Below are 21,540 nucleotides of genomic sequence, written 5' to 3' on the forward strand. Positions count from 1 at the left end.
AATTGCTCATTTATGACTTACTTGTCACCACAACGGCGCAGTACCGCTCTAACTACCAGAACAGAGTTTTCGCCTTTCGGCAACAAGCTAGTGCAATCTGGCTATGCCAATACCGAACAGATGAGGCAGGCACTAATTGAAAGCCGCAAATCTGGCAGACCCTTAACGGAAGTACTAGAGTCAATCACTGGGCAACAACTATCGCCTGAGTTGCTCAGGCAATATAAAAAACAGCAGCTATTTGAACTTAAAATACTATACGGTGTTGAATTCCTCGATCCGGAAGTCAACCAGCTTGGCAACACGATGATCGGGAACCTGATTGAAACCCTCATTCCAGTAGATATCTGTCGTCGCCATCGTTTAGTACCACTGTCGAAACACGAAGACCAAACCCCGCCCTCAGTTTTAGTGGCAATGGTCGCTCCAGATAATCTAGAGGCTTCCGATGACCTGAACCGCATCTTGCGCCCCCAAGGCTTGGCATTGCAGCGGATGGTGATTACACAGGAAGACTACCAACAGCTAATCAACCAATACTTGGATGAAATGGCTGTTAAGCAAAAGCACCTGGAACAAGCAAAGTTTACAGATATTAATCAGGATTTAGAAAACCTCGGAAATCTTGATCTTCAGGATGCTCCTGAAGAAATGGAGGCTGATCTAGGGGCGGCGATGAAGGGTGCAGAGGATGCCCCAGTCATCAACCTAGTCAACAGAATCCTGGCTAAAGCTTTGCACGAGAAGGTTTCTGATATTCACATCGAACCGCAAGAGGAAAACTTACGCATTCGCTTTCGGAAAGATGGGGTACTGGGTGAAGCTTTTCCCCCCCTACCAAAAAAAATCATCCCGGCGCTGACAGCCCGATTTAAAATCATTTCCAATCTAGACATTGCTGAACGACGTATACCCCAAGACGGACGTATCCGGCGGATGTTTGAGGGACGTAAAGTAGACTTTCGCGTGAGTACCTTACCCAGTCGTTACGGGGAAAAGGTGGTGCTGCGGATTTTGGATAACTCCTCCACCCAACTAGGATTGAATAAGTTAATTACTGATCCAGAGACTTTACAAATTGTCCAGGATATGGTAGGCCGTCCTTTTGGTCTGATTTTGGTGACTGGGCCAACTGGTTCTGGGAAAACAACCTCGCTCTATTCTGCACTCTCAGAAAAGAATGATCCCGGTATTAATATCAGTACAGTGGAAGACCCAATTGAGTACAGTCTTCCAGGAATTACTCAAGTACAGGTGATTCGGGAAAAAGGGCTGGATTTTGCTACCGCATTGCGGGCTTTCTTGCGGCAAGATCCAGATGTGCTGCTAGTGGGTGAAACGCGGGATAAAGAAACGGCAAAAACAGCAATTGAGGCTGCCTTGACGGGTCACTTAGTATTAACTACCTTACATACCAATGATGCCCCAGGAGCGATCGCTCGTTTGGGAGAAATGGGTATTGAGCCTTTCATGGTTTCTAGTTCGCTAATTGGCGTTTTAGCTCAACGTTTGGTGCGGCGTGTATGTTCTGAATGTCGCATTCCCTACACTCCTACGATCAAAGAACTGGCTCGCTATGGTCTATCAGCTTCTTCAGATGTCGGAGTCACCTTCTACAAAGCTAACAGTTTGACATTAGAAGCGATCGCAGAAGCCAAAGCTAAAAATCAACTTTGCCCAGCGTGTAATGGTGTCGGCTACAAAGGGCGTTGTGGTGTTTATGAAGTCATGCGAGTTACCGAAAACCTGCAAACTCTCATCAACGAAGATGCACCCACAGAACGGATTAAGGAAGTGGCAATAGAAGAGGGCATGAAAACCTTGCTGGCTTACAGTTTGGACTTAGTGCGCCAAGGTGCTACCACCCTAGAAGAAGTAGAACGAGTGACGTTTACTGATACTGGTTTGGAAGCCGAGTTAAAAGCCAAACGCAAGACTGGTCTTACCTGCCGGACTTGCGATGCCACATTGAAACCAGAATGGCTGGATTGTCCCTACTGTATGACATCTCGTTTTCAAGACTAATCATTGGTCAAGGGGAGCCAGCGCCTGCCGTAGGATGCCCGTTTGGGAAGGGCTGTAGGGAGAATCTGGCGTTCAAGAGTTATTACTTCGGACTATGAACTAAACAAACATCAAAAGGAAGCAGAACTATGGAAATGATGATTGAAGACCTGATGGAGCAGTTGATTGAAATGGGTGGCTCAGATTTGCATTTATCCGCAGGTTTACCACCCTACTTCCGCATCAGTGGCAAACTCACCCCCATAGGTGAGCATGTATTAACAGCTGATCAATGTCAAAGGCTGATTTTTAGTATGCTCAACAACACCCAACGTAAAACCTTAGAGCAGACCTGGGAGTTGGATTGTTCTTATGGTGTTAAGGGTTTAGCTCGCTTCCGGGTCAATGTTTATAAAGAACGTGGTGCTTATGCTGCTTGCTTACGGGCATTAAGTTCTAAAATTCCTAACTTTGAAAAATTAGGTCTGCCAGATATTGTGCGGGAAATGTGCGACAAGCCCAGAGGACTAATTCTAGTGACAGGCCCTACAGGTTCTGGCAAGACAACTACCCTAGCGGCAATGATCGATTTGATTAACCGCACCAAGGCGGAGCATATTTTAACGGTGGAAGACCCAATTGAATTTGTCTACGAACCAATTAAAAGCTTGGTTCACCAGCGACAACTGAGTGAAGATACCAAGAGCTTTGCTAATGCTTTGAAAGCAGCTCTGCGGGAAGATCCAGATATTATTCTGGTGGGAGAAATGCGCGATTTGGAAACGATTTCTTTGGCGATTTCCGCAGCAGAAACAGGACACTTGGTATTTGGCACGCTACACACCAGTTCCGCTGCACAGACAGTTGACCGGATTATCGACGTTTTCCCCCATGAAAGACAAACTCAAGTGCGGGTGCAATTGTCTAACTCGTTAGTGGGGGTATTTAGCCAAACCTTGGTGTCTAAGAAAAACCCTAAACCCGGTGAGTATGGTCGGGTGATGGCTCAAGAAATTCTGATTGTCACTCCCGCTATTTCCAACTTGATTCGAGAAGGCAAAACATCTCAAATTTACTCAGCTATTCAGACTGGCGGCAAATTGGGGATGCAAACTCTGGAGAAGGTTTTAGCCGATTTTTACAAAGCAGGAACGATCTCCTTTGAAGCCGCGATGTCTAAAACTTCTAAGCCAGATGAAATCCAACGTCTCATCGGTACTGCTACACCGCAGGCAGCAGGTGCAAAACCCGGTGCGGCTGCCAGAGCGCATTAAAGGAACTGGGGTTAGGGGAGATGAAAGGGATGAAAAACCCTTAACTATTTTGAATTTTGAATTTTGAATTTATTTATGCCAAACTACGTTGCCCGTGTTCGAGATTCTCAAGGAAAATCCCGAACAGAAAAAGTTATTGCCAAATCCTTGGTACAAGCTCGTACTAATCTTAGAGAACAAGGTTTTGTAGTCCAAGAACTCAAACAATCTCAAGGATTTCAGCTAAATTTTGACTTAAAAAAATTCCAGACTTCCTTAGTTAAGGTTTCTGTGAAAGACAAAGCCGTTTTTTCTCGTCAATTTGCCGTTTTGATGAATGCGGGAGTTGCGATCGTTAGAAGTCTGGGGGTACTTTCTGAACAGTGTAGTAACCCTAAACTTAAACAAGCCCTTGTGGAGATTAGCATCGATGTTCAAAGCGGAATGAATCTTTCAGAGTCAATGCGGAAGCATCCTGACTGCTTTGATGGATTATATGTGAGTATGATTCAAGCTGGCGAAGTTGGTGGTGTTTTAGACGAAGTATTGAATCGTTTAGCCAAGTTGTTAGAAGATGTTGCCCGCTTACAAAACCAAATTAAATCAGCATTGTCTTATCCAATAGTCGTGGGTTTTATCGCAGTTGCTATCTTTCTCGGCATGACCATTTTTCTTATTCCCATTTTTGCCACGATTTTTGAACAAATTGGAATTACATTACCACCTCTAACGCAATTCTTGATGGATGCTAGCAAATTTTTGAGAAGTCCGAAGGCTGTCATCCTTCTCTTTATTATTGTCGGACTGAAAATTGCCTATTCACAATTCGGTAAAACTCCTGGTGGTCGCCTAACAATTGATCGTCTTTCCCTAAAAGTGCCCTTGTTTGGCGACTTAATTCAAAAATCTTCGGTCGCCCGCTTCAGCAGAACTTTTGGTTCTTTGACTCGTTCAGGTGTGCCAATTTTAACTTGCTTAGAAATTGTCCGAGATACATCAGGAAACCAAGTGATTGCCAATGCTATAGATGCAGCCCGCCTTGAGATTCAACAAGGAGGTATGATTAGCATTGCTTTACAAGAAAATGATGGCGTTTTTCCAACTATGGCAATTCAGATGATTAGTATCGGAGAAGAAACTGGAGAATTAGATGCAATGTTGATGAAAGTTGCCGATTTCTATGAAGATGAAGTTGAGCAAGCAGTAAAAGCAATGACCAGTATTTTGGAACCAGTAATGATTGTAGTTCTAGGGGGAATGGTTGGAACCATTTTACTAGCGATGTATCTGCCTATGTTTAAGGTATTTGAAACGTTGGGATAGAGGATTAAAAGTTAGGAGTTAAGAGTTTAAACTCTTTATTTTTTATCCTCATTCTTAACTCTTAACTACTTAATTTTATTTCTAACTCCTCACTCCTAACTATTTAATCAACTATGACTGTGCAAAAATCTCACTATGAAGCAAGTTTGGCAGAATACAGCAATCATCTAGCTGCGATCGCTTTACTAAAGCAATATCGGCCATACTTAGAGATGATTCCCAGTCTGCGCCGTCCAGACGAAAGTGTCATTACTATCCCCTTACCAATTGTCCGTCTTCGCAACACTCCTACAACACCCCCACAAACGATTTGTTTACCCTGTGATGTGGCAATTTTGATGTGTGATCCAGAGTGGAAAATCAAAACAGGAGCAGAAATTTTAGTCTTTATTCATCGTGCTCACGAAGACTTTTCTGATTTGTTAGGACGTTGGCGACAAACCCAAGTTTGGCTTGACAATGATTATGAGTGGCTAATGCCTCTCCGTCACAGTCATATTTTGAGTGAGGGAGCTAATAGTATATATCCTCTGTTTATAGTTTTTAGTGATACTTTAGAACGCATCCAACGAGGACTCGTAGGAGCCGAACTTCCATTTATTATGCAAACGCCAGATTTGCTGCTTGAGGATAATTTCACGGATATTTTCTCTCCACAAATTCCACCAGCTTAGAAAAATTAGGAGTGAGGATTTTGAAGTTTTAAATCGCAAATTTGGAGTCTCTGAATATGCTCCAAATTTACAATTTTATATTTTTAACTCTTAACTCCTAATTATTACCTAACAAATTGGGGCATAATTTCAGCAGCAGTGAATATTCCATAGATGCCGCGTTGGTGCAATTGCTTACCAGCTTTGAGATAGCCAAAAGCAGGGCCGCAGACATTAGCTGCCATACTGGTTTCATCTCCCAGAGTAAAGGTATGGGTAGAAATCTTCCCTTCAAAGGTGCGTCCTGTTACCTTAACGTTGGTGCTGAGAGGCTTTTTGGAATTGCGAGTATCGACTACACCACCAACAGTAACGCGATCGCGCCCCACTATTCCTGCTACCTCTAGCATCACATCATCAGCGTGTTCCATATTCGTCAAGGTAAGCACGCCATTAGTTTTATCTAATAATGCTTCTACTTCGGCATCAGTCATCGCCTTAGCAGTTTCCACCGTGTAACCAGGCATATGGCCAATATCTTCCCGAACAGTGGCGCGGTAAGCTTCCCAGTTGGCAATTCCCACCCCAAAGGTAATTTCGACTTGATGAATTTCGGCGTAGCTTTGGGCGGCTAAAGCGGCGGCGGCGGTTAACAATCCAGGTGTTGCACCACAGCCTGTCATGTAGGTAATCCCGGCTGCTTGCAGTTCTTCTTTCATCGCCAGTAGTTGTTCTACAGCAGTAGTGCGCTTAATCGCATCCACTAGCACTCCACGCCAACCAGATTTGATAAACTGCTTGGCTACAGAGGGAATAAAATCATTTGGTAGGTTGGGTAAAGCCAGAAAATACCCATCCACAGATTGAGCTATTTCAATTACATCCTGAATACTTTGATTTGTTAAAGTGCCAACTGGCTCTAAATGACCTACCGAATCTTGGGACTGGTAGGTGGCGATGCATTCTTGAGTATTTAAACCATCAGCAGCGTAAGCGTAGCCTTTATGATCTGCTGCTGCGACTAAAATCATTTCCTGTTTAGCAGCAAGTACCTTGGCGGCGGCTTGTCCGAGTCCGCCGAAACCTAGTACTCCTATGCGTATCGCTGGCGAAATATTTGCTGTACTCATAGTTAATTACTTAAGTTGAATCACAATCCCTCAAACTTTACCATCTCAGCTTGTGGCTGATGGCTGACAGCTTTTAGCTATAAAGGTTAATTATGCTTCATTATCCTGGTTTCTTACCCAATCAAATCAGTTTTTTCACCAGAAATTCTTGCTGAGTGATTTAGGCTTGAGCAAATTTTCACGCGAAATAGCATCTAAAATCCAAAGGACTACAATAAGTAAGACTTATTATATATGTATTTTAATAATACATAAAATTATGTAACTGAGAGCAGCGATTATTCTTTGGAAAAAACTTTTTGGTTTACTATAGCGATAGTTTAATAAATATAGATAGGACTTACGCAAAAATCGCCCAAAAGCTTAATTTGTCGAACCGCCAAGACGCCAAGAACGCCAAGAATTCGTAGAGTGTGCGTAAGTCCTAATAGAGTAGCGTGCCATATCTACGACGATGATCCGCCTACGCTTCCAGTAGTAGTAATTCCGAGTTAGGATCATAGCGAAATATTGATAAATAAATGCCTAAAGTTGTTATGGTACCAACATCGCATATTGTTCATAGTGACCCCGATATATTAGGGGGAACTACTGTCTTTGTTGGAACTCGTGTACCAATTAAGACCTTGCTTGATTATCTAGAAGCAGGTGATTCGCTAAATGAGTTTTTAGATCATTTTCCCAGTGTTAGCCGTGAGCAAGCGATCGCAGCACTGGAATTAGCAAGAGAAATGCTGACTGCTTATGCGAATCCTGCTTGATGAATGTGTTCCACGTCCTCTCAAACGTGAACTCAAAGATTACGAAGTACGCACAGTTGTCGAGATGGGATGGTCAGGGAAAAAGAATGGTGAACTTTTGCAACTCATGAAACAACAAGGTTTTAGCATTCTACTGACCACAGATCAAAATTTGCGATATAACAAAACTTAGAACAAGCAGGAGTTGCGGTTATTGTGCTGATCGCCTCCAAAAATCGTCTTCCTGATTTAATGCCGCTGATACCACAAGCACGAAAAGTGATAAATGTCATCGTTCCGGGTGAGGTAATAGAAGTAGGGCTTTCTTAAATAGTCTACGCCTACGCATATTACACATCTACCATCAGGCGATCGCCTCCCCATAGGTTGGGTTGATACAAGAAAACCCCAAATTTGCTTATACTTAAAATTTATACTATTTTTATTTTCTGGCGATCGCAGTCTAAAAATCCGTTTACACCCGATGCCAGGTAAATTTACTATATTTCAAGACCTAATGCACCCCACTATCTTAGTGCAACTTTATACTCTACTATATTTAACCTACTTAGAAGAGAATAACGTAAATCGAATAGTAATAATAAAGTTTTTCAATAAATTTTCTATTTTTGTGAATTGACTTGCTGCCTATACTGCCTCTAATGCTTATTTTTAGGGCTTTTACAGCTTACTTAGCGAACTTCAGTAGTTACCTTGACTAATCGATGAGGTTAAGAGAGACTAACTACAGTTGATGTGCCTACTCACAAAATTAATAATTTTTGTAAACATTCTGAGATATATATGTTGAAAGATGGAACATTATTTAACAAATGGCAAGTTTGTATCTAAGTAAAAATGTTCCTACGGCTATATTTTTAGCCTTCTGCTAAGGCAGTACAATTTAAGCGTACTTATCGTGGTTGGCCAAGAGCATGGAGACATTAGAGTTCATAATCTATCCAGACGGTCGGGTACAAGAGAAAGTCACTGGCATTGTGGGTGCTTCTTGCGCTGAAGTTACAGCAGCAATAGAGGCACAGCTGGGGCAAGTACTTAATCATGAGCCAACCTCAGAATATTTCGCCGCTAAGGTGCAGCAATCTAATATGGCGAATACACACACCACTTACAGCGATTGGTAAGTTTTTACAGTAGTTTAGTGTTATTAATTCAAAACCATCATGTCACACTTTAGCCAAATTAAGACTCAAATCCGTAACCTTGATTCTTTGAAAGATGCTTTGACCGAATTGGGCGTAGACTGGAAACCCGGTCCACGCGAAGTTCGTGGCTATCGCGGTCAAACCCATCCTGCCGAAGTTAGTATTGAACAGGAAAATGGCTATGACATCGGCTTTAAATGGAATGGCTTGGAATATGAACTGGTGGCTGACTTGCAATATTGGCAGCAAGACCTATCTGTGGACGGATTTTTACGCCAGGTAACGCAGCGCTATGCTTATCAAACAGTTGTGAAAGAAACCGCTCGTGTTGGTTTTCAAGTCTCTGAACAACAAAAAAATGAAGATGGTTCAATTCGCCTGGTAGTACAGCGCTGGAGTGCGTAATGGCTGATTTTCTGCCGTCGTCGGAAGAACAAGAAGACAACCGTTCCGGTTTGGAACCAGAATTAGGGGGTTTTTTACGGGATGCTCCAGAACGCTCTGGTTTGGAACCGGAATTAGGTGGTGTACTGCGGCAAAATGGTGTTTATGTTGACGAAATCACCTGTATTGGTTGCAAACATTGCGCTCATGTTGCGCGTAACACCTTTTACATTGAACCAGATTACGGGCGATCGCGCGTGGTTCGGCAAGATGGGGATAATGAGGAAATTATTCAAGAAGCAATTGACACTTGTCCGGTTGATTGCATTCACTGGGTTGATTACACTGAACTGAAAAAATTAGAAGAAGAGCGCAAATATCAGGTAATTCCTCTAGTGGGTTATCCAGTAGAACAAGCAGTTGTTGCTAGCGAACGTCGGCGTAAAAAGCAAAAGTTAAAGATCAAAAAATCCCGTTATTAAGATAAAAACATTAAATCAATATAATAAAGGACTGGTATATCCAGTCCTTTTGCTTTTCGCTATATAGTTAATTTCTGATGTCTATATTACATCAAATGCCAAAAGGTAGTATTGTTTGATATTCCTGAAACAGCTTTTTGGTAAATGGTAAAGTCTTTTAATCCAAAATTGGTCTAACTCCCTTTATTTTAAATTTAGAGGATCATGTTGTGAAAGCAATTTTTCTACTTTCGCCTCGTCTAACCTAGCAGTTAATCTTCTAGTTTCATGCAAGTCTCTAGTAGTTTTCGCCAAAGTAAAAGTTGAGCCAAGAGAAAAAGCTAAACCCATGCCCATAAAGCCTTTCATCCAGCTATTTACAGGCAAGTTTATAATACCGAAAGTGGTCATAGAAATAGAAAGTATAAAAGCTGCCCAAGTTTGAATAATCCAACCTGCACTATCTTTTTGAGTACCAGCTGTTTGCATATTTCCTACCTTTTATTTGGGTAATTTATACCAATTCAGAATGACGCTCTCTACGAGACGCTTTGCGTTCGTGGACTCGCTACCGCTACGCTAGCGGAATTAAGATACGTCAGATTTAATCTGGGTTTCCAGACTTGTATCTGTAGTTTTATTTTGGAGAATTGGTGTTAACAGTAATTGTATTGATTGCTAGGTTTACTGGTATCAATAATAAGACCAGTTTGGTAACTGGACTCCAAAAGTAAGCTTAAGAGCAATTGAAGTAAATAGAAACTGGCACTAGGTTTGTACCAGTTTTACAAGTGGCATTAAACTGAAATCTTTCAGCATTCAGGGTAAGCCAACTAGCCTGCTTCGGATTCCACACGTCCCGCAATATTTCTGTGAAAGGCTAATAGCCCAAGTCCACTTACAGCAGTTCCCATTCAGATGCAGCACAACGTTACATCACGAGGGGTAGGGGCACGGCATTGCCGTGCCCCTACGGGTGTACCTCACGTAAACGATAACTGCTATAAGTGGACTAAAACCGTTTACTAGTCGTCTAAAGATGACTTTAGCTTATTAGCCTAGTCTATTCGTTACTAGGCGGTTATTAGGACTAGTGCAATATCTCAAATGAAACAGATTAGTTTACTTATTCATCTGCAAAAGTCTGTACCTTGCCATCAGGACTGAGAACAACTCGAATTCTGAGATTTTGTCCGCGTGGATTGGCGGAAACAAAAGGTTTACCAACTTCAGGCATCCCAGTGTTGTCAACGAATTCTCTTGCTGCCTTATTGAGGGGAAAAATTCGTTCCACTGTGCCGTCAACACTGACTATCAAACTGTACTCTAATGTTTGTCCTAGTCCAGTAGGTGGTTGCCAACGCTTTCTTAAATATTCTCTAGCTTCTGCTACTTGAGGTGTATCAAATAAGGTGCCAGTAGCCACTTGTGTGGATGTAGGGGGTTTGCGTCCGTCTCCTAATTGATCAATAAAGGGATTATTCTGGGCAGTTTTAGAGGAGGGAAGTTGTGAAGCAGGTTTTTCTCCAGGAGAAAGTTGTTGTAAGGAATTGATTCTTTCGTCTAGTTGTTGTGAGTTTAATGGGGAGGGTTGAGTAGAGGTATTGCCACGATTATTATTGGGTATGATGTCAAGAGACGGGGGTGGGACTGGTGAGATATTAGTTGGTAAGCTGGCTGCGTTAGAAGATAGTCTAGGTGGCAAATTGCGCCGCAGAGCGAGAGTACCAGCTTGGGTATTTGATCCTGTAAGGTTCTGTCCAAGATTTGGTAATATGGCAATTTCCTGTCCTGGGATTTTGCTGGATGGTGCGTTAGCGTTCGCGGAGCGTCTCGTAGAGAAGCTCGCCGTTCGCGTAGCGTCTTGTAGAGTTGAGATCTCTCGATTGGTAGGAAGGCTTGAAGTCTTGCTCTGAGGTTCAGTCAGTGCATTATTTGGAAATAGAGATAGAGGTGGCGGTGTAGAGAAACTGGAACTAGGGGCTGTTAGAGGTGCTTGGGGCAAACTAGATGTGGGAAGTGGAGGGGTGGAACCCAGCAAATTATCTGATGGAGTGGTAAGTCCGGGTTGAGGCGTAGGGAAGTTTAGTGAGGATGAAGGTTCTAAAGCAGTCTTTACCGCTGCTGAATCTGCTGTTTTGACTGGCTGCTGTTGCTTTTCCCTTATATTGTTAGCATATTGCCAAGTAACTGGTAAAAAACCTACACCTAATACTAATACTGCGGCAACAGGTGCCCAAGTAGGGAACCTCAGAGTCGAACTTGTGCTGTTGAGAGTTGGGAGTGCCATAACATCACTCAAGTATTCATCTAAAGCACTTGCCAAATCGAATAATTGCAGCAGAGTGAGTTGAATTACGGGACCAGATGAGTGGTTGGCGAGAGAACCGAGAAATAAATTGTGAGTTAAATAGCTGCTTGGTTCTAAGTGGATATTTGCCCCTGGAATCTGGGTACTAAAGGAATTTAATGTTTTTGTTGAGGACTTAAATTCCGGCTCACCCAATGCTGTGGTTGACTCCTGGGTACTGGACAATCTGACCCAAAAGCTTTCTGGAGACTGTTGGAGGAATTGCTGTACGTAGGTTGTGACTGCATCACATAAGGCTTCGAGTTGATCGCGATCGCCCCGAATTGGAACTCTGTTTTCTTCTGGTAATCGGGGATCATCAAAACGTAGCTCAAAGCTTAGGTGCTTGAGGACACTTTTCCCCATCCAACGGGATAGAGGTGAGCTTTGTGCGAATACTTCTAACGTGCAAGTAGGAGGTGTGTAGCGACGAATGACAGAATTTGATAGAGGCATAGCAGGAACTGCGAGGAAGACTATTTGGGATTTTGCAAAAAGTTGAGCCAGTTGCTTGCAAAGAAAAGTTGAAACAGCGGATTCCTCCACTCAGAACTTTGTCAGGTTCCTTGCCTTATGCCAACTGGTGTGCAAGGAGGAAGCAGTGCTGATAGTGGCTTGCCCAAGAACTAACGACTATCAAAAGGGAATTCTTATCTTGCAAACTTTCATGAGCGAATTTTGGTTGAAGAATTTCAAATTTAAAATCTAAAATTTTGTAGAACGGTCTATAAGTGCTAACCAGAGACGGCGATGCCCACCAGTAGCACTGTAAAAAAGTAAATCTACAAGCAGTTTGAGTGCCAGGTTAGTAAGTAAATCTGTTGAGATTTGCTCGTCCTCTTCCATCCGCTCTTGGTAGGTGTTGCAAAAAGCATCAATATAATCTCCAAGTAAAGCAGCCTGGTGAGGTTCCCGGTTATTTTCTGCCATTTGTTCCAACAGGCCGACAGCGCGGCGAATCAATTCCTGGTGCTGTTTGGCTAAATAGCAGATGATCAGAACAAGCGATCGCGCTTCTTCTACATCTAGCTTTTTTCGCCCTCCTTGACCTTTGCGTAGAGGATTTGATTGGCGCAGTCGCCATAAAGCTACGCGGTCTGGCACTCTTGACTCTAAATTCAGATCAGTTGCCGCCGAAAGCATAGCCTCTGAACCAATCCCAGTTAAGGTTTCTAGCGCCAACAGCACCAAGTCTAATTGGGTTTTGATATTGTCCCATTGAACTGTGTTTGGGGCTGGAAGCTTGATTAAATCCTCCCACTGGGAATTTGGAGTGGCTGAGTTGGCGGCCGAGTGCATAACTTTTAGCATAGGTGATCAAGCTGATAGGGGATGTTGCTGTTACCCATTTTGAAACCAGACTCTCAAGCATCAAGCTTGGTTTCCCATAGCTGTGAGCCAGAGGCTTCAGGTAGCTTTTTCTATGTGGTAAACAACAGGTATCTTTGTCCTACTCTAGATGAAAATTTATTTTTGACAAAGTAGAAAAGTATCAATTCTAGTTAAGGTTTACCCGATTTTCGCTGCTAGCTCCGTACAAGAGTATAAATAAACAATATTAAAAATTCTAACCGCGAATTATCGCTAAGTAATTATCTAGAATACCTCCTAATTTATTTGTGATTTTAAATTTTGAAATTTCTTGATGTTTATTACTTGGTTTTCATGTATACATAATTACTATACAAATCTTTTACCTGTTTGCTAAAAGTGCTTCTTGCTGCTTTTTAGCATTCCACCCCAGTTCCGCTTTTATGCAGCCTGTTATGGACTGACAAAAAATAAATTATCCAAAATTATTTGTACATTTATAGGGGTGCAAGGACTTGCACCTGTGTCAACTTAAGATGAAACCCGCTTTGTGAAAAAAAATGTTTTGCTCTCATCCCCTTAACCCTTCTCCCAAAATTGGGAGAAGGGGAAATTAATCAAAGGCTCCCCTCCACCCAAATTGGCAGAAGGGTTGAGGGTGAGGGCGTGAGAGAGGATCGAGGTTTCAAGTTTTCAATGCCTAAATCCTGAATTTGATAAAGTCAGCGTTTGAAGATATTGGCCAATTGATTTTGTCCAACTTAGTTGGTACTATAGCTCTAACCGTAAACCACGCACATATCAGAACTCATTTATAAACTTGATGAGCAGAGGTGATAGTTTAAACATTTACCAAAACCCATACTTAAGTATGAGTTACAGATAATTCACTGAGTAATAATAGCAACGCAATAATATAACAAATATGAAAAAGCATTTTTTTGCCTTTTCACTGATAGCTTGTGCTGTCGGTGTGACTCTGCCAACTCAAGCATTCGCGGTTAAGCTATACGCTGCTGGTAGTTTGCGAGATAGCCTTACAGAAGTAGCTGAATCTTTTAAGGATAAATATGGGATTCCAGTAGAAACGAGATTTGGCCCATCTGGTTTAACACGAGAATTTATAGAACAAGAATTCTCCAAAACTGGAAAATCCGCAGATGTTTTTGCTAGTGCAGATATTGATAACCCTCAGACATTGTTTGAAGAAGGTTTAGGTGAACCTGTAGTGAACTTCACTAGCAACCGCATGACTGCTGTTGTCAGATCAGGACTTGGTATTACATCAGATAATTTGTTAAGCTTTTTGCTAAAACCTGAAATCAAGTTGGGAACTTCGACGCCTGTGGCAGATCCATCTGGTACCTATGCATGGCAAATATTTGACAAGGCTAATCAGATTACACCTGGTAGCTCTCAAATTCTGAAAGATAAAGCTTTGCAGTTAGTAGGTGGTAATCCTAATGCTCCTATAGTTCCTAATGGCAAAAATAATTTAGTCTACTTTCTAGAAGAAACAAAACAAGCAGATATCTTTTTAGCTTATTACACCAGTGGTAAGACTGCCCAAGCAACAAAAGGTGGTAACAATCTGCAAATAGTAGAGTTACCCGACTATTTAGCAACAAAAGCTGATTATGGATTGACTACACTGAAAAACGCCGATCCTGATGGGGAAAAATTAGCTGAATATATCCTCTCACAAAAAGGGCAAGAAATTTTGACAAAGTATGGATTTAGCGCACCCTCTACTTCTGTTCCCGAACATGAGGGTGCGGGTGGAATTTTACTGGCTGTAGGTATAGTTTTAATCCTGAATAAAAAACAGGCATTGGTCAAAAAGCAATTAGTCAAATTAGACTACCACAGGTAGAAAACTTACCAATCTTGTCTTGTTCTGAATCAACCTGATAGTACATTCAATAAGGAAGCAGAATATGAATAAGCTCAATATATTTCCTTTTTGAGTAGCCAGTTCTGACAATTCAATTAAATCGGGCTACTAATTTGCTGTCTTATCCACGCACGAAATGCTCTCATTGTCGCATTTCTGCCATTGGTTTTACTCAGGATAAAATATTCAGGAATTACTTGGTAGATTGCAAGATTGGGGAAAATATAACTGGTATTTGAGCCTATATATTTACCATCAAACAGCACGTTGATTTCCAACTTGCTTCCATTCCATCGCCATAGTTCCGGTACTCTCAAAGCTTGATAATTATTGAAACGAGTGCGAGAGGTAATATCAATTTCAATAGCCAAATCTGGAGGCGGATCGGTTTCTAAATTGATTCTATCTTTGCCCCTAATTCTAGCTTCATTTTGGATATAGAAACAATCATCGGGTTCTACCCCAGCATTCATACTTTCCTTATCAAAAGTCGTAGAACCCAAACTCCAAAATTCCAGATCAAGTTCTTCTAATAAAACTTTTACCAAGTCGCCAATAATAACTTTAGCTACTTCATGTTCTGGTGATGGAGCCATTATTTCCAACACCCCTTGACTGTAACCTATGCGAGAACTGCGATTGTCTCCCAATTCTGCTAAAATGCGTTTATATGCCGACCAGGAGACATCTTTAATCAACAACTGATGACCGGCTCTAACAATTAGTTGATTTAGTTCAAGTAACATAGAAAATTTCCTCGTCTTTATTAATGGCAATACGCTTGGTGTTAGTGATATTTTGCCCCGTAAGAGTACAATACCTTCGTAAAAAAAAGAGGATGAAGAAAGAGGGATAATCTAGTAGAGTTAAGCTGTCCCATAACGACAACTCAGCTACTTTCATATTACTCACGCCCCTAGATACTGCTATCCTAAAAATTTTGTCTTAATCTTTGGAAGTTCTGAGCTTGCTGTTTAGTAACAATTAATAAAGGATGTAAGAACTCTTTACGTCCTTCCTGATTTAGCAACATCAGCACTCCATCAGAATCCTTTCCGAATTCACTTACTACCTTATGTGCGTAATCACAATTGACCTGCCACCACCCATTGTGTTTGCCTATTGTGTATAGTACATAAAAATCAGTATCGGCTGCTACCTTTTTTTCAGCACATTTATAACTTACTGCGGCTATTCCAGTACCAAAAGCCACGTCTGTCCATGTTAGTATTCCACTTTTATTAGCTGGAGTTACTGGATTTTTACCTTGCACCATTATGTAGTAGACCCTATCAGTTTGCTCTGAGATATTTGCTGCACCTATATACTCAGCACAAGCTGGGCTATTAGTAAAAAAGCTAAAAGCTGCAATGAAAGGTAAAATCTTGATTTTCATACTATTTTTCTTCTGTAACTTCTGCTCCATCCTAACCAGGACTTACGCAAAATAATAAAAAATTGATATTAGTCCCGCCTTGGAATTGATTCCAAGGCTAATAGCTCAAGTCCTCTTAAGAGGACTAAATATAAGATTTTAAGTGATGTAAATAGCTATTTTCTGTAAAAGCGAAAATTTCAGTCCACACTTAGTGGACTTGAGCTATTAGCCCCGAACTTTAGTTCGAGGCGGGATGTCGGTCAGCGCTATACTTTGACTGTTACAAAAATGTCGGTAACGACAAGTCTTTTTAAAGACGGTTAGGGAGGATCAAGCCTTAACCCAAGCGTATTGCTTTATAAGGACAAATGGAACGGACTAGCAGCCTTCGCTAATTACATTTATTGCCCCTTTATTTGATATGAGCGACGGTAACACCACTGCCGCCATCTGCTTGTTCTGCTGGTTCGTAGTTGTTCACTCTGGAATGCTGTTGCAAAAAGGTGTGAACTCCTTGTCGCAGCTTACCAGTGCCGTACCCGTGAATAATCCAGACTGGGCCCGTCGCTTCCGAAATGGCTTTATCCAGAATGTATTCGGCATCAGCCACCCGTTTACCACGCAAATCGATGGTATTTTGGGAAGTCCGAACTGGGACACTTTGCGGTGGTGGGGTTACTACTGCTGGGGCTGGTTTGGGTTTGACGATTGGTTCTGCTTTTTGACCATCTAAAGATTCTACATCTTGCAACTTCACAGTCATCTTCATTAGCCCAAAGCGAACGCTTAACTCTCCATCTTCATTAGGGGCGGCGATTACATCTGCTATCTGTCCGAGTTTTGGAACACGGACGCGATCGCCTAGTTTAGGCATAAACCCAACTTTTGGTTTTGCTGGCGTTGCTGGCTGATAAAGCTGGCCAATCTGATTCAAAGCATTGGTGGCTTGCTGGGCTTCTTGGGCTGTGGGCGTACCTTTCTGTAAGCGGCGAATCACTTGGGCAATTTCACCTTTTGCTTGAGCGATCGCTTGTTTTACTGCTACTTCCTGTGAAGCCCGCAAACTGCTTTCCCTCTCCTCCAAACTTGCGGCTTTTGCGGACACTTCTTTGTATAAACGTTCCGCTTGCTGCAACAAACTTTGGGCTTCCGCAGCTTTGGTTTCCTGACGGCGGCGTTGCGCTTCTAACCCAGCAATCACCTGGTTAACTTCATCTGTGGCCTCTCCCACTTGAGTTTTCGCCTCTTCTACCACTTCTGGCTTCAATCCCAAGCGTAGGGCAATTGTTAAGGCATTAGAACGTCCGGGTATGCCCCACAGTAGACGATAAGTGGGCGAGAGAGTGCTTTCGTCAAATTCAACAGAGGCATTTTCAAACCGATCGTCTTCGTATTTCAGGGCTTTTAGTTCGCCGAAGTGAGTGGTGGCGATCGTTAGCTGGGCATGGTTGGCTAAATATTGCAACAACGCGATCGCTAAAGCACTACCTTCAACTGGATCGGTTCCTGCGCCGACTTCATCAAGTAAAATGAGTGCTGAGTTAGAAGTAGAAACTTCCCCTTCTGCTTCCCCATTGCCTAATGCTTCTAAAATCCGACTAATCCGGCGGATGTGCCCAGAGAATGTGGATAAACTTTGCTGTAATGATTGTTCATCGCCAATATCTGCCAACACCTGATCAAACCAAGGTATTTCCACTGGTTCGCGGGCGGGGACAAATAAACCCACTTTGGCCATCAATGCTGCTAATCCCAAAGTTTTTAAGGTTACAGTTTTACCGCCAGTATTCGGCCCGGTAATTGTAACTACCCGAATTTGCGGACTGATCAGTAAATCTACAGGAACTACTGGTTGCCCTTGTTCGTGCTGTTGTTGCCACACTAACAGAGGATGCCGTAAATTGCGTAAGGTAATCATTTCACTGGCTTCACGCTGGATAAATCGCGGGGGATTTGCTCCCAGCCAGAAACTATATCGTGATCTAGCGGTTGCCAGATCCAAAGTGGTAGCGATCGCTAACAACCTTTCCAAATCTGGTTTTACTGCGGCTACAAGTTCGGTCAAAATGCGGCGAATCGTTTCTTCTTCGGCTTGCTCTCTTCTGATGATCTGCCGCAGTTGGTTGCCCAGAGGCACTACTGAATTAGGTTCCACGTACAGGGTGGCACCACTGGTAGAGGTATCGTGGACAATACCGGGTATAGCATCTTTTTGAGGTGCTTTTACCGGGATTACAAAGCGATCGCTCCGTTGGGTAATTAGCTGTTCTTGAACTGCCCCAGATTTTGCTTGTAAGATATTTTGCAGCTTTTGAGTAATTTGGCTGCGTAATCGCCGCAAGTCTGTGCGAATTTCTCCCAGTTTTTGACTAGCGCGGTCAGTTACCTGGGCCCGTTCATCAATACAACGGTGAATTTCCTGTTCTAGTTCTGGATAAGTCCGCAAATCGGCAACTAACTCAGTCAGTATCGGCAAATCTTCCTGATTGTCAATGACACGGCGCAAATTTCTGACACCAGCGAGGGTGGTAGCGATCGCTAACAGTTCATCCCCTGTCAAAATTCCGCTGCGTTCTGCCCGTTCTAGGGAATCGCCAATATCTTGAATTCCCTCAAATGACAATCCCGTGGTGAGGCGAGTTTCCAGTTGGTAAATTTCTTTGGTTTGCTCTGATAACTGTTCGCTTTGGGACTGAGAATCAGGTATTTTAAGATGACGCGCAGCTGTCGCCCCCAGCTTAGTTGCCGCAAAGGTGGCAAGGTGCTGGCAGAGGCGATGCCATTCTAATAGTTCTAAGGTTTCAGATTGGATCAAGGTTTCAACATCTAATCTGAAATTATCGTAACAATTCTAGCTCCTAGATGGATGAATCTTAAAGGAGAAAATTTTGCTTGAATCAAATTAACCAGCTAGTACGTAGGAATATTTAAGTAATAACTGACACATTAAGCTACCTTTTTTTAGAAACTACCCCAACACTAACTGTTATCAAAAACAACACAGGAACCAATTTAAGCAGAGACTATTTCCTTCACCAAAACGTAAGGCTGAACAATGAGGGTATTAAATCGCTTACTGCGATCGCCATTCCATTCTCCCACTTGTACTGTCGTGGGTTTGGTAATTAATTGCTGGTCAATCCACTGTTCCACTGATGGAATGTTATCACTGGCGATCGCTACTCCAACATCCAGCAAGTTTAAATCAGGTGCCACCAAAATTACTGCATCTCGTTGTACATGAGGAATTAGCCACTCCCACTCTGCCTCATCCAAAATTTCTGTTAATTCTGCTCTTAAATCCGACATCATTCCTTAATTTGTATTGACTAATCAACTATTTTACATTAATTACTACTTCTTAACTTCTAACAGACGCGATTAATCGCGTCTCTACTCCAAATTCCTAACTAAACTTCTGATTTCATTTCATCAATTTCAAATAAAGATACAATTACTCCAGCGATTGGAATAGATATAAAAACACCTAATAATCCTGCTACTCTAGCGCCTACTAGTAAAGCAAAAAATACTACTACAGGATTAAGATTCAGCGCGTTTTGCATAATTCGAGGCGCAATTAAGTTGTCTTGTATTTGCTGAAGGACAATACAAGCTATCAAGACTTTCAATGCTAACCAAACACCTTGAGACAATACAAATAGGTTACTGTGCTTACTGCTAATGTTGCTCCTATGCCAGGAATGATATCAACAATTCCGATAAACACTGACAATATCAAAGCAAAAGGTACTTTTAATATTAAAAAAACTAGAAAAGTCGTAATTGTGAGAAATGCACTTAATAACAGCTGACCTCTAAAAAATCCCATAAATGAGCGTCTAATTATATTTGTAAATCTATCGCGGCGCTGTTTTGGTACTATTTTGATGATAAAATCCCAAAGTTTTTCTCCATCTGATAACATAAAAAATGCTACAACAGCAATCAATATAAAAGTAAGGAAATTCGTCATGAATCCTTGTAAAATAGCCAAACTAGTAACAAGACTAGATATAGCTTGGTTTCGTAATTGTTCTCGGATAAAACTTAAATCTATCTGCAAATTTTGGTTTTTTAAAAATCCTTCTAGTCGCTCTAATACAGGTATAAAAGAATTTACAAAGCCAGTTACACTGTCAATTAATTGTTGTCCTTGAGATAAAACCGTTAAGCCCACAGTAATTATCAGACTGCCAATAATTACAATACTCAGCAAGAAAACGACACCAACAGCTACACCGTGGGGCAAAAAACGCCGCAGCCATTCTACAGGATAGCTGAGTAAAAAAGCCAAAATTGCAGCAAATGTAAAAATAACAATGACCGCTTCAAAGTAAGCTAAAAGTTGTACAATTGCCCAGCCAGAAGCAACTAAAAGCAAAAAGCGGACTAACGCCAGATTATTTAATCGCTCCCAAAAATTCTTGGCTTCAAAGCCGCTCATATGCTCTTTAGGATAAATTGATGGTAGATTTGCCTAGCAACTGCATTTAAGCACAAAGTCTGACTTCATTGCTAGAGCGTGCTGACCTTAAACATACAGAGACTAAGGGGCGTAGTTTACCGCCGTAGGCATTGCTACCTCCCTAAAGCATATATCTATTGCTTGTCTAACTCATCTTTCTAAATCATGCATCTGGTTAATTACCGTGGCACACTTTTGTGTTAACGCTTCCAATTCCTCTTTATTAGTAGAATTAGGCGCATCAATCAAGTTACCAATTCTCACAGTTATGGGAACTGCGCGAGGTCGGGACGATCCTTTTTCTAAAATCCTCTCAGTACCCCACACACTCACCGGCAATATTGGGGCTTTTGCTTTCGCCGCTAGCAGTAGTGCACCTCTTTTGGGGTCTGTAATTCGACCATCTGGGGTGCGAGTACCTTGCAAGAAAACACCGACAGCCCAACCATTATTAAGATATTGTAGAGCGGAACGGATGGCAGTGCGATCGGTATTTCCCCGACTCACGGGGTAAGCACCGTACAATTTAATCGCTTGCGCCAAAACTGGGATATTAAATAACTCTTCCTTTGCCATGTACGCCACCGGACGACGTACACAATTAGAGACAATTGGCGGGTCAAAGTAACTAGCGTGATTACTCACTACCAGTAGCGGCCCTGATTGGGGGACATTTTCCGTACCATAAATCTGGCCCCGAAAGTAAGCGTGAAGCATGGGGCTGACGACCGACCATTTAAAGGCGTGGTAAAGTGCCAGACTGATAAACGGTTCGCGGTTTTTATCCACAGAAGATAATGCAAATCAAACTGAATTTAGCATAAGCGATCGCAAGGCGCAGAGCAAACTCAAAAAACCTGTAGAAACACAAGCTACTAATTTCGGCAATTTCAGTTGATGCTTGGTGAGTTTTACTACATTCCCTACCTTTTAAAACATCATTTTAGGAACTTCCACTTTTTCTAAAATACAAGGGTGCATCAGGCAAAACGCTGTAATGCATCGTGAGCAATGAGAAAGATATG

Annotated in this window: 18 protein-coding genes and 2 pseudogenes; 10 read left to right on the forward strand and 10 right to left on the reverse strand. The window is 42.1% G+C overall.

The genetic code is table 11. From position 1 onward, the window contains the following. The first annotated feature begins 12 nt into the window (after positions 1–12). From V7K35_RS02460 to V7K35_RS02475, 4 genes and pseudogenes are all read left to right on the forward strand, one after another. Positions 13–2,025, forward strand: a complete 2,013-nt coding sequence (locus V7K35_RS02460) for a GspE/PulE family protein (protein WP_335076078.1) — start codon at positions 13–15, stop codon at positions 2,023–2,025. Positions 2,026–2,150: 125 nt separating this feature from the next. Then, positions 2,151–3,278: pseudogene (locus tag V7K35_RS02465) on the forward strand (type IV pilus twitching motility protein PilT); the annotation flags it as partial. Positions 3,279–3,353: 75 nt separating this feature from the next. Next, positions 3,354–4,580: a type II secretion system F family protein gene (locus V7K35_RS02470; protein ID WP_335076080.1), complete on the forward strand. Its 1,227-nt coding sequence runs from the start codon at positions 3,354–3,356 to the stop codon at positions 4,578–4,580. 113 nt (positions 4,581–4,693) lie between these two features. Beyond that, positions 4,694–5,254: a hypothetical protein gene (locus V7K35_RS02475; RefSeq protein WP_335076082.1), complete on the forward strand. Its 561-nt coding sequence runs from the start codon at positions 4,694–4,696 to the stop codon at positions 5,252–5,254. A gap of 104 nt (positions 5,255–5,358) precedes the next feature. Here V7K35_RS02475 and bioU read toward each other — a convergent pair whose 3' ends face one another. Then, the gene (bioU, locus tag V7K35_RS02480; protein WP_335076085.1) at positions 5,359–6,363 is read right to left on the reverse strand and encodes a (S)-8-amino-7-oxononanoate synthase BioU; all 1,005 of its coding nucleotides are present in this window, start codon (positions 6,361–6,363) and stop codon (positions 5,359–5,361) included. Positions 6,364–6,899: 536 nt separating this feature from the next. Between bioU and V7K35_RS02485 the strand changes: the two genes are divergently transcribed. The 5 genes from V7K35_RS02485 (at position 6,900) to V7K35_RS02505 (ending at position 9,135) form a co-directional block, all read left to right on the forward strand. Then, a complete protein-coding gene (locus tag V7K35_RS02485) occupies positions 6,900–7,124 on the forward strand; it encodes a DUF433 domain-containing protein (protein ID WP_335076199.1) in 225 nt (74 codons plus the stop codon). Next, entirely contained in the window at positions 7,108–7,296 is a 189-nt protein-coding gene (locus V7K35_RS02490; RefSeq protein WP_335076087.1) for a DUF5615 family PIN-like protein, read from the forward strand. Before V7K35_RS02485 ends, V7K35_RS02490 begins: the two co-directional genes overlap by 17 nt. 742 nt (positions 7,297–8,038) lie before the next feature. Beyond that, positions 8,039–8,248 (forward strand): DUF2997 domain-containing protein, encoded by a 210-nt coding sequence (locus V7K35_RS02495; protein ID WP_273766383.1) that lies wholly within the window; start codon positions 8,039–8,041, stop codon positions 8,246–8,248. A gap of 39 nt (positions 8,249–8,287) precedes the next feature. Further along, a complete protein-coding gene (locus tag V7K35_RS02500; protein ID WP_334794066.1) occupies positions 8,288–8,674 on the forward strand; it encodes a DUF1257 domain-containing protein in 387 nt (128 codons plus the stop codon). Next, positions 8,674–9,135, forward strand: coding sequence for a ferredoxin (locus V7K35_RS02505; protein WP_335076089.1), 462 nt, complete (start codon positions 8,674–8,676; stop codon positions 9,133–9,135). The genes V7K35_RS02500 and V7K35_RS02505 overlap by 1 nt, the downstream gene beginning before the upstream one ends. A gap of 183 nt (positions 9,136–9,318) precedes the next feature. Here the strand turns inward: V7K35_RS02505 and V7K35_RS02510 are convergent, their stop codons facing one another. The 3 genes from V7K35_RS02510 to V7K35_RS02520 form a co-directional block, all read right to left on the reverse strand. Continuing rightward, the gene (locus V7K35_RS02510) at positions 9,319–9,603 is read right to left on the reverse strand and encodes a YiaA/YiaB family inner membrane protein (protein WP_335076090.1); all 285 of its coding nucleotides are present in this window, start codon (positions 9,601–9,603) and stop codon (positions 9,319–9,321) included. Positions 9,604–10,240: 637 nt separating this feature from the next. Beyond that, positions 10,241–11,920: a DUF4335 domain-containing protein gene (locus V7K35_RS02515; protein ID WP_335076092.1), complete on the reverse strand. Its 1,680-nt coding sequence runs from the start codon at positions 11,918–11,920 to the stop codon at positions 10,241–10,243. Positions 11,921–12,169: 249 nt separating this feature from the next. After that, on the reverse strand, positions 12,170–12,775 hold the full coding sequence (locus V7K35_RS02520) for a DUF3038 domain-containing protein (RefSeq protein ID WP_334800976.1): 606 nt from the start codon (positions 12,773–12,775) through the stop codon (positions 12,170–12,172). A 925-nt stretch (positions 12,776–13,700) separates the two neighbouring features. Between V7K35_RS02520 and V7K35_RS02525 the strand changes: the two genes are divergently transcribed. After that, a complete protein-coding gene (locus V7K35_RS02525; protein ID WP_335076094.1) occupies positions 13,701–14,648 on the forward strand; it encodes a molybdate ABC transporter substrate-binding protein in 948 nt (315 codons plus the stop codon). A 116-nt stretch (positions 14,649–14,764) separates the two neighbouring features. Here the strand turns inward: V7K35_RS02525 and V7K35_RS02530 are convergent, their stop codons facing one another. The 6 genes and pseudogenes from V7K35_RS02530 to V7K35_RS02555 all read right to left on the reverse strand — a co-directional run bounded on the left by V7K35_RS02530 (position 14,765) and on the right by V7K35_RS02555 (position 21,304). Then, on the reverse strand, positions 14,765–15,415 hold the full coding sequence (locus tag V7K35_RS02530) for a Uma2 family endonuclease (RefSeq protein WP_335076095.1): 651 nt from the start codon (positions 15,413–15,415) through the stop codon (positions 14,765–14,767). A gap of 185 nt (positions 15,416–15,600) precedes the next feature. After that, positions 15,601–16,065, reverse strand: a complete 465-nt coding sequence (locus V7K35_RS02535) for a hypothetical protein (protein WP_335076097.1) — start codon at positions 16,063–16,065, stop codon at positions 15,601–15,603. 394 nt (positions 16,066–16,459) lie between these two features. Then, positions 16,460–18,862 carry an endonuclease MutS2 gene (locus V7K35_RS02540; protein ID WP_335076099.1) on the reverse strand — a complete coding sequence of 801 codons (2,403 nt, stop codon included), beginning with the start codon at positions 18,860–18,862 and terminating at the stop codon, positions 16,460–16,462. Between the two features lie 197 nt (positions 18,863–19,059). Beyond that, a complete protein-coding gene (locus tag V7K35_RS02545) occupies positions 19,060–19,356 on the reverse strand; it encodes a DUF2288 domain-containing protein (protein WP_273766399.1) in 297 nt (98 codons plus the stop codon). Between the two features lie 101 nt (positions 19,357–19,457). Beyond that, positions 19,458–20,494 (reverse strand): annotated as a pseudogene (locus tag V7K35_RS02550) (AI-2E family transporter). Between the two features lie 171 nt (positions 20,495–20,665). Then, positions 20,666–21,304: a lysophospholipid acyltransferase family protein gene (locus V7K35_RS02555; protein WP_335076101.1), complete on the reverse strand. Its 639-nt coding sequence runs from the start codon at positions 21,302–21,304 to the stop codon at positions 20,666–20,668. Positions 21,305–21,540 lie beyond the last annotated feature (236 nt).

The sequence above is a fragment of the Nostoc sp. genome, from assembly GCF_036917275.1.
GTDB lineage: Bacteria > Cyanobacteriota > Cyanobacteriia > Cyanobacteriales > Nostocaceae > Nostoc.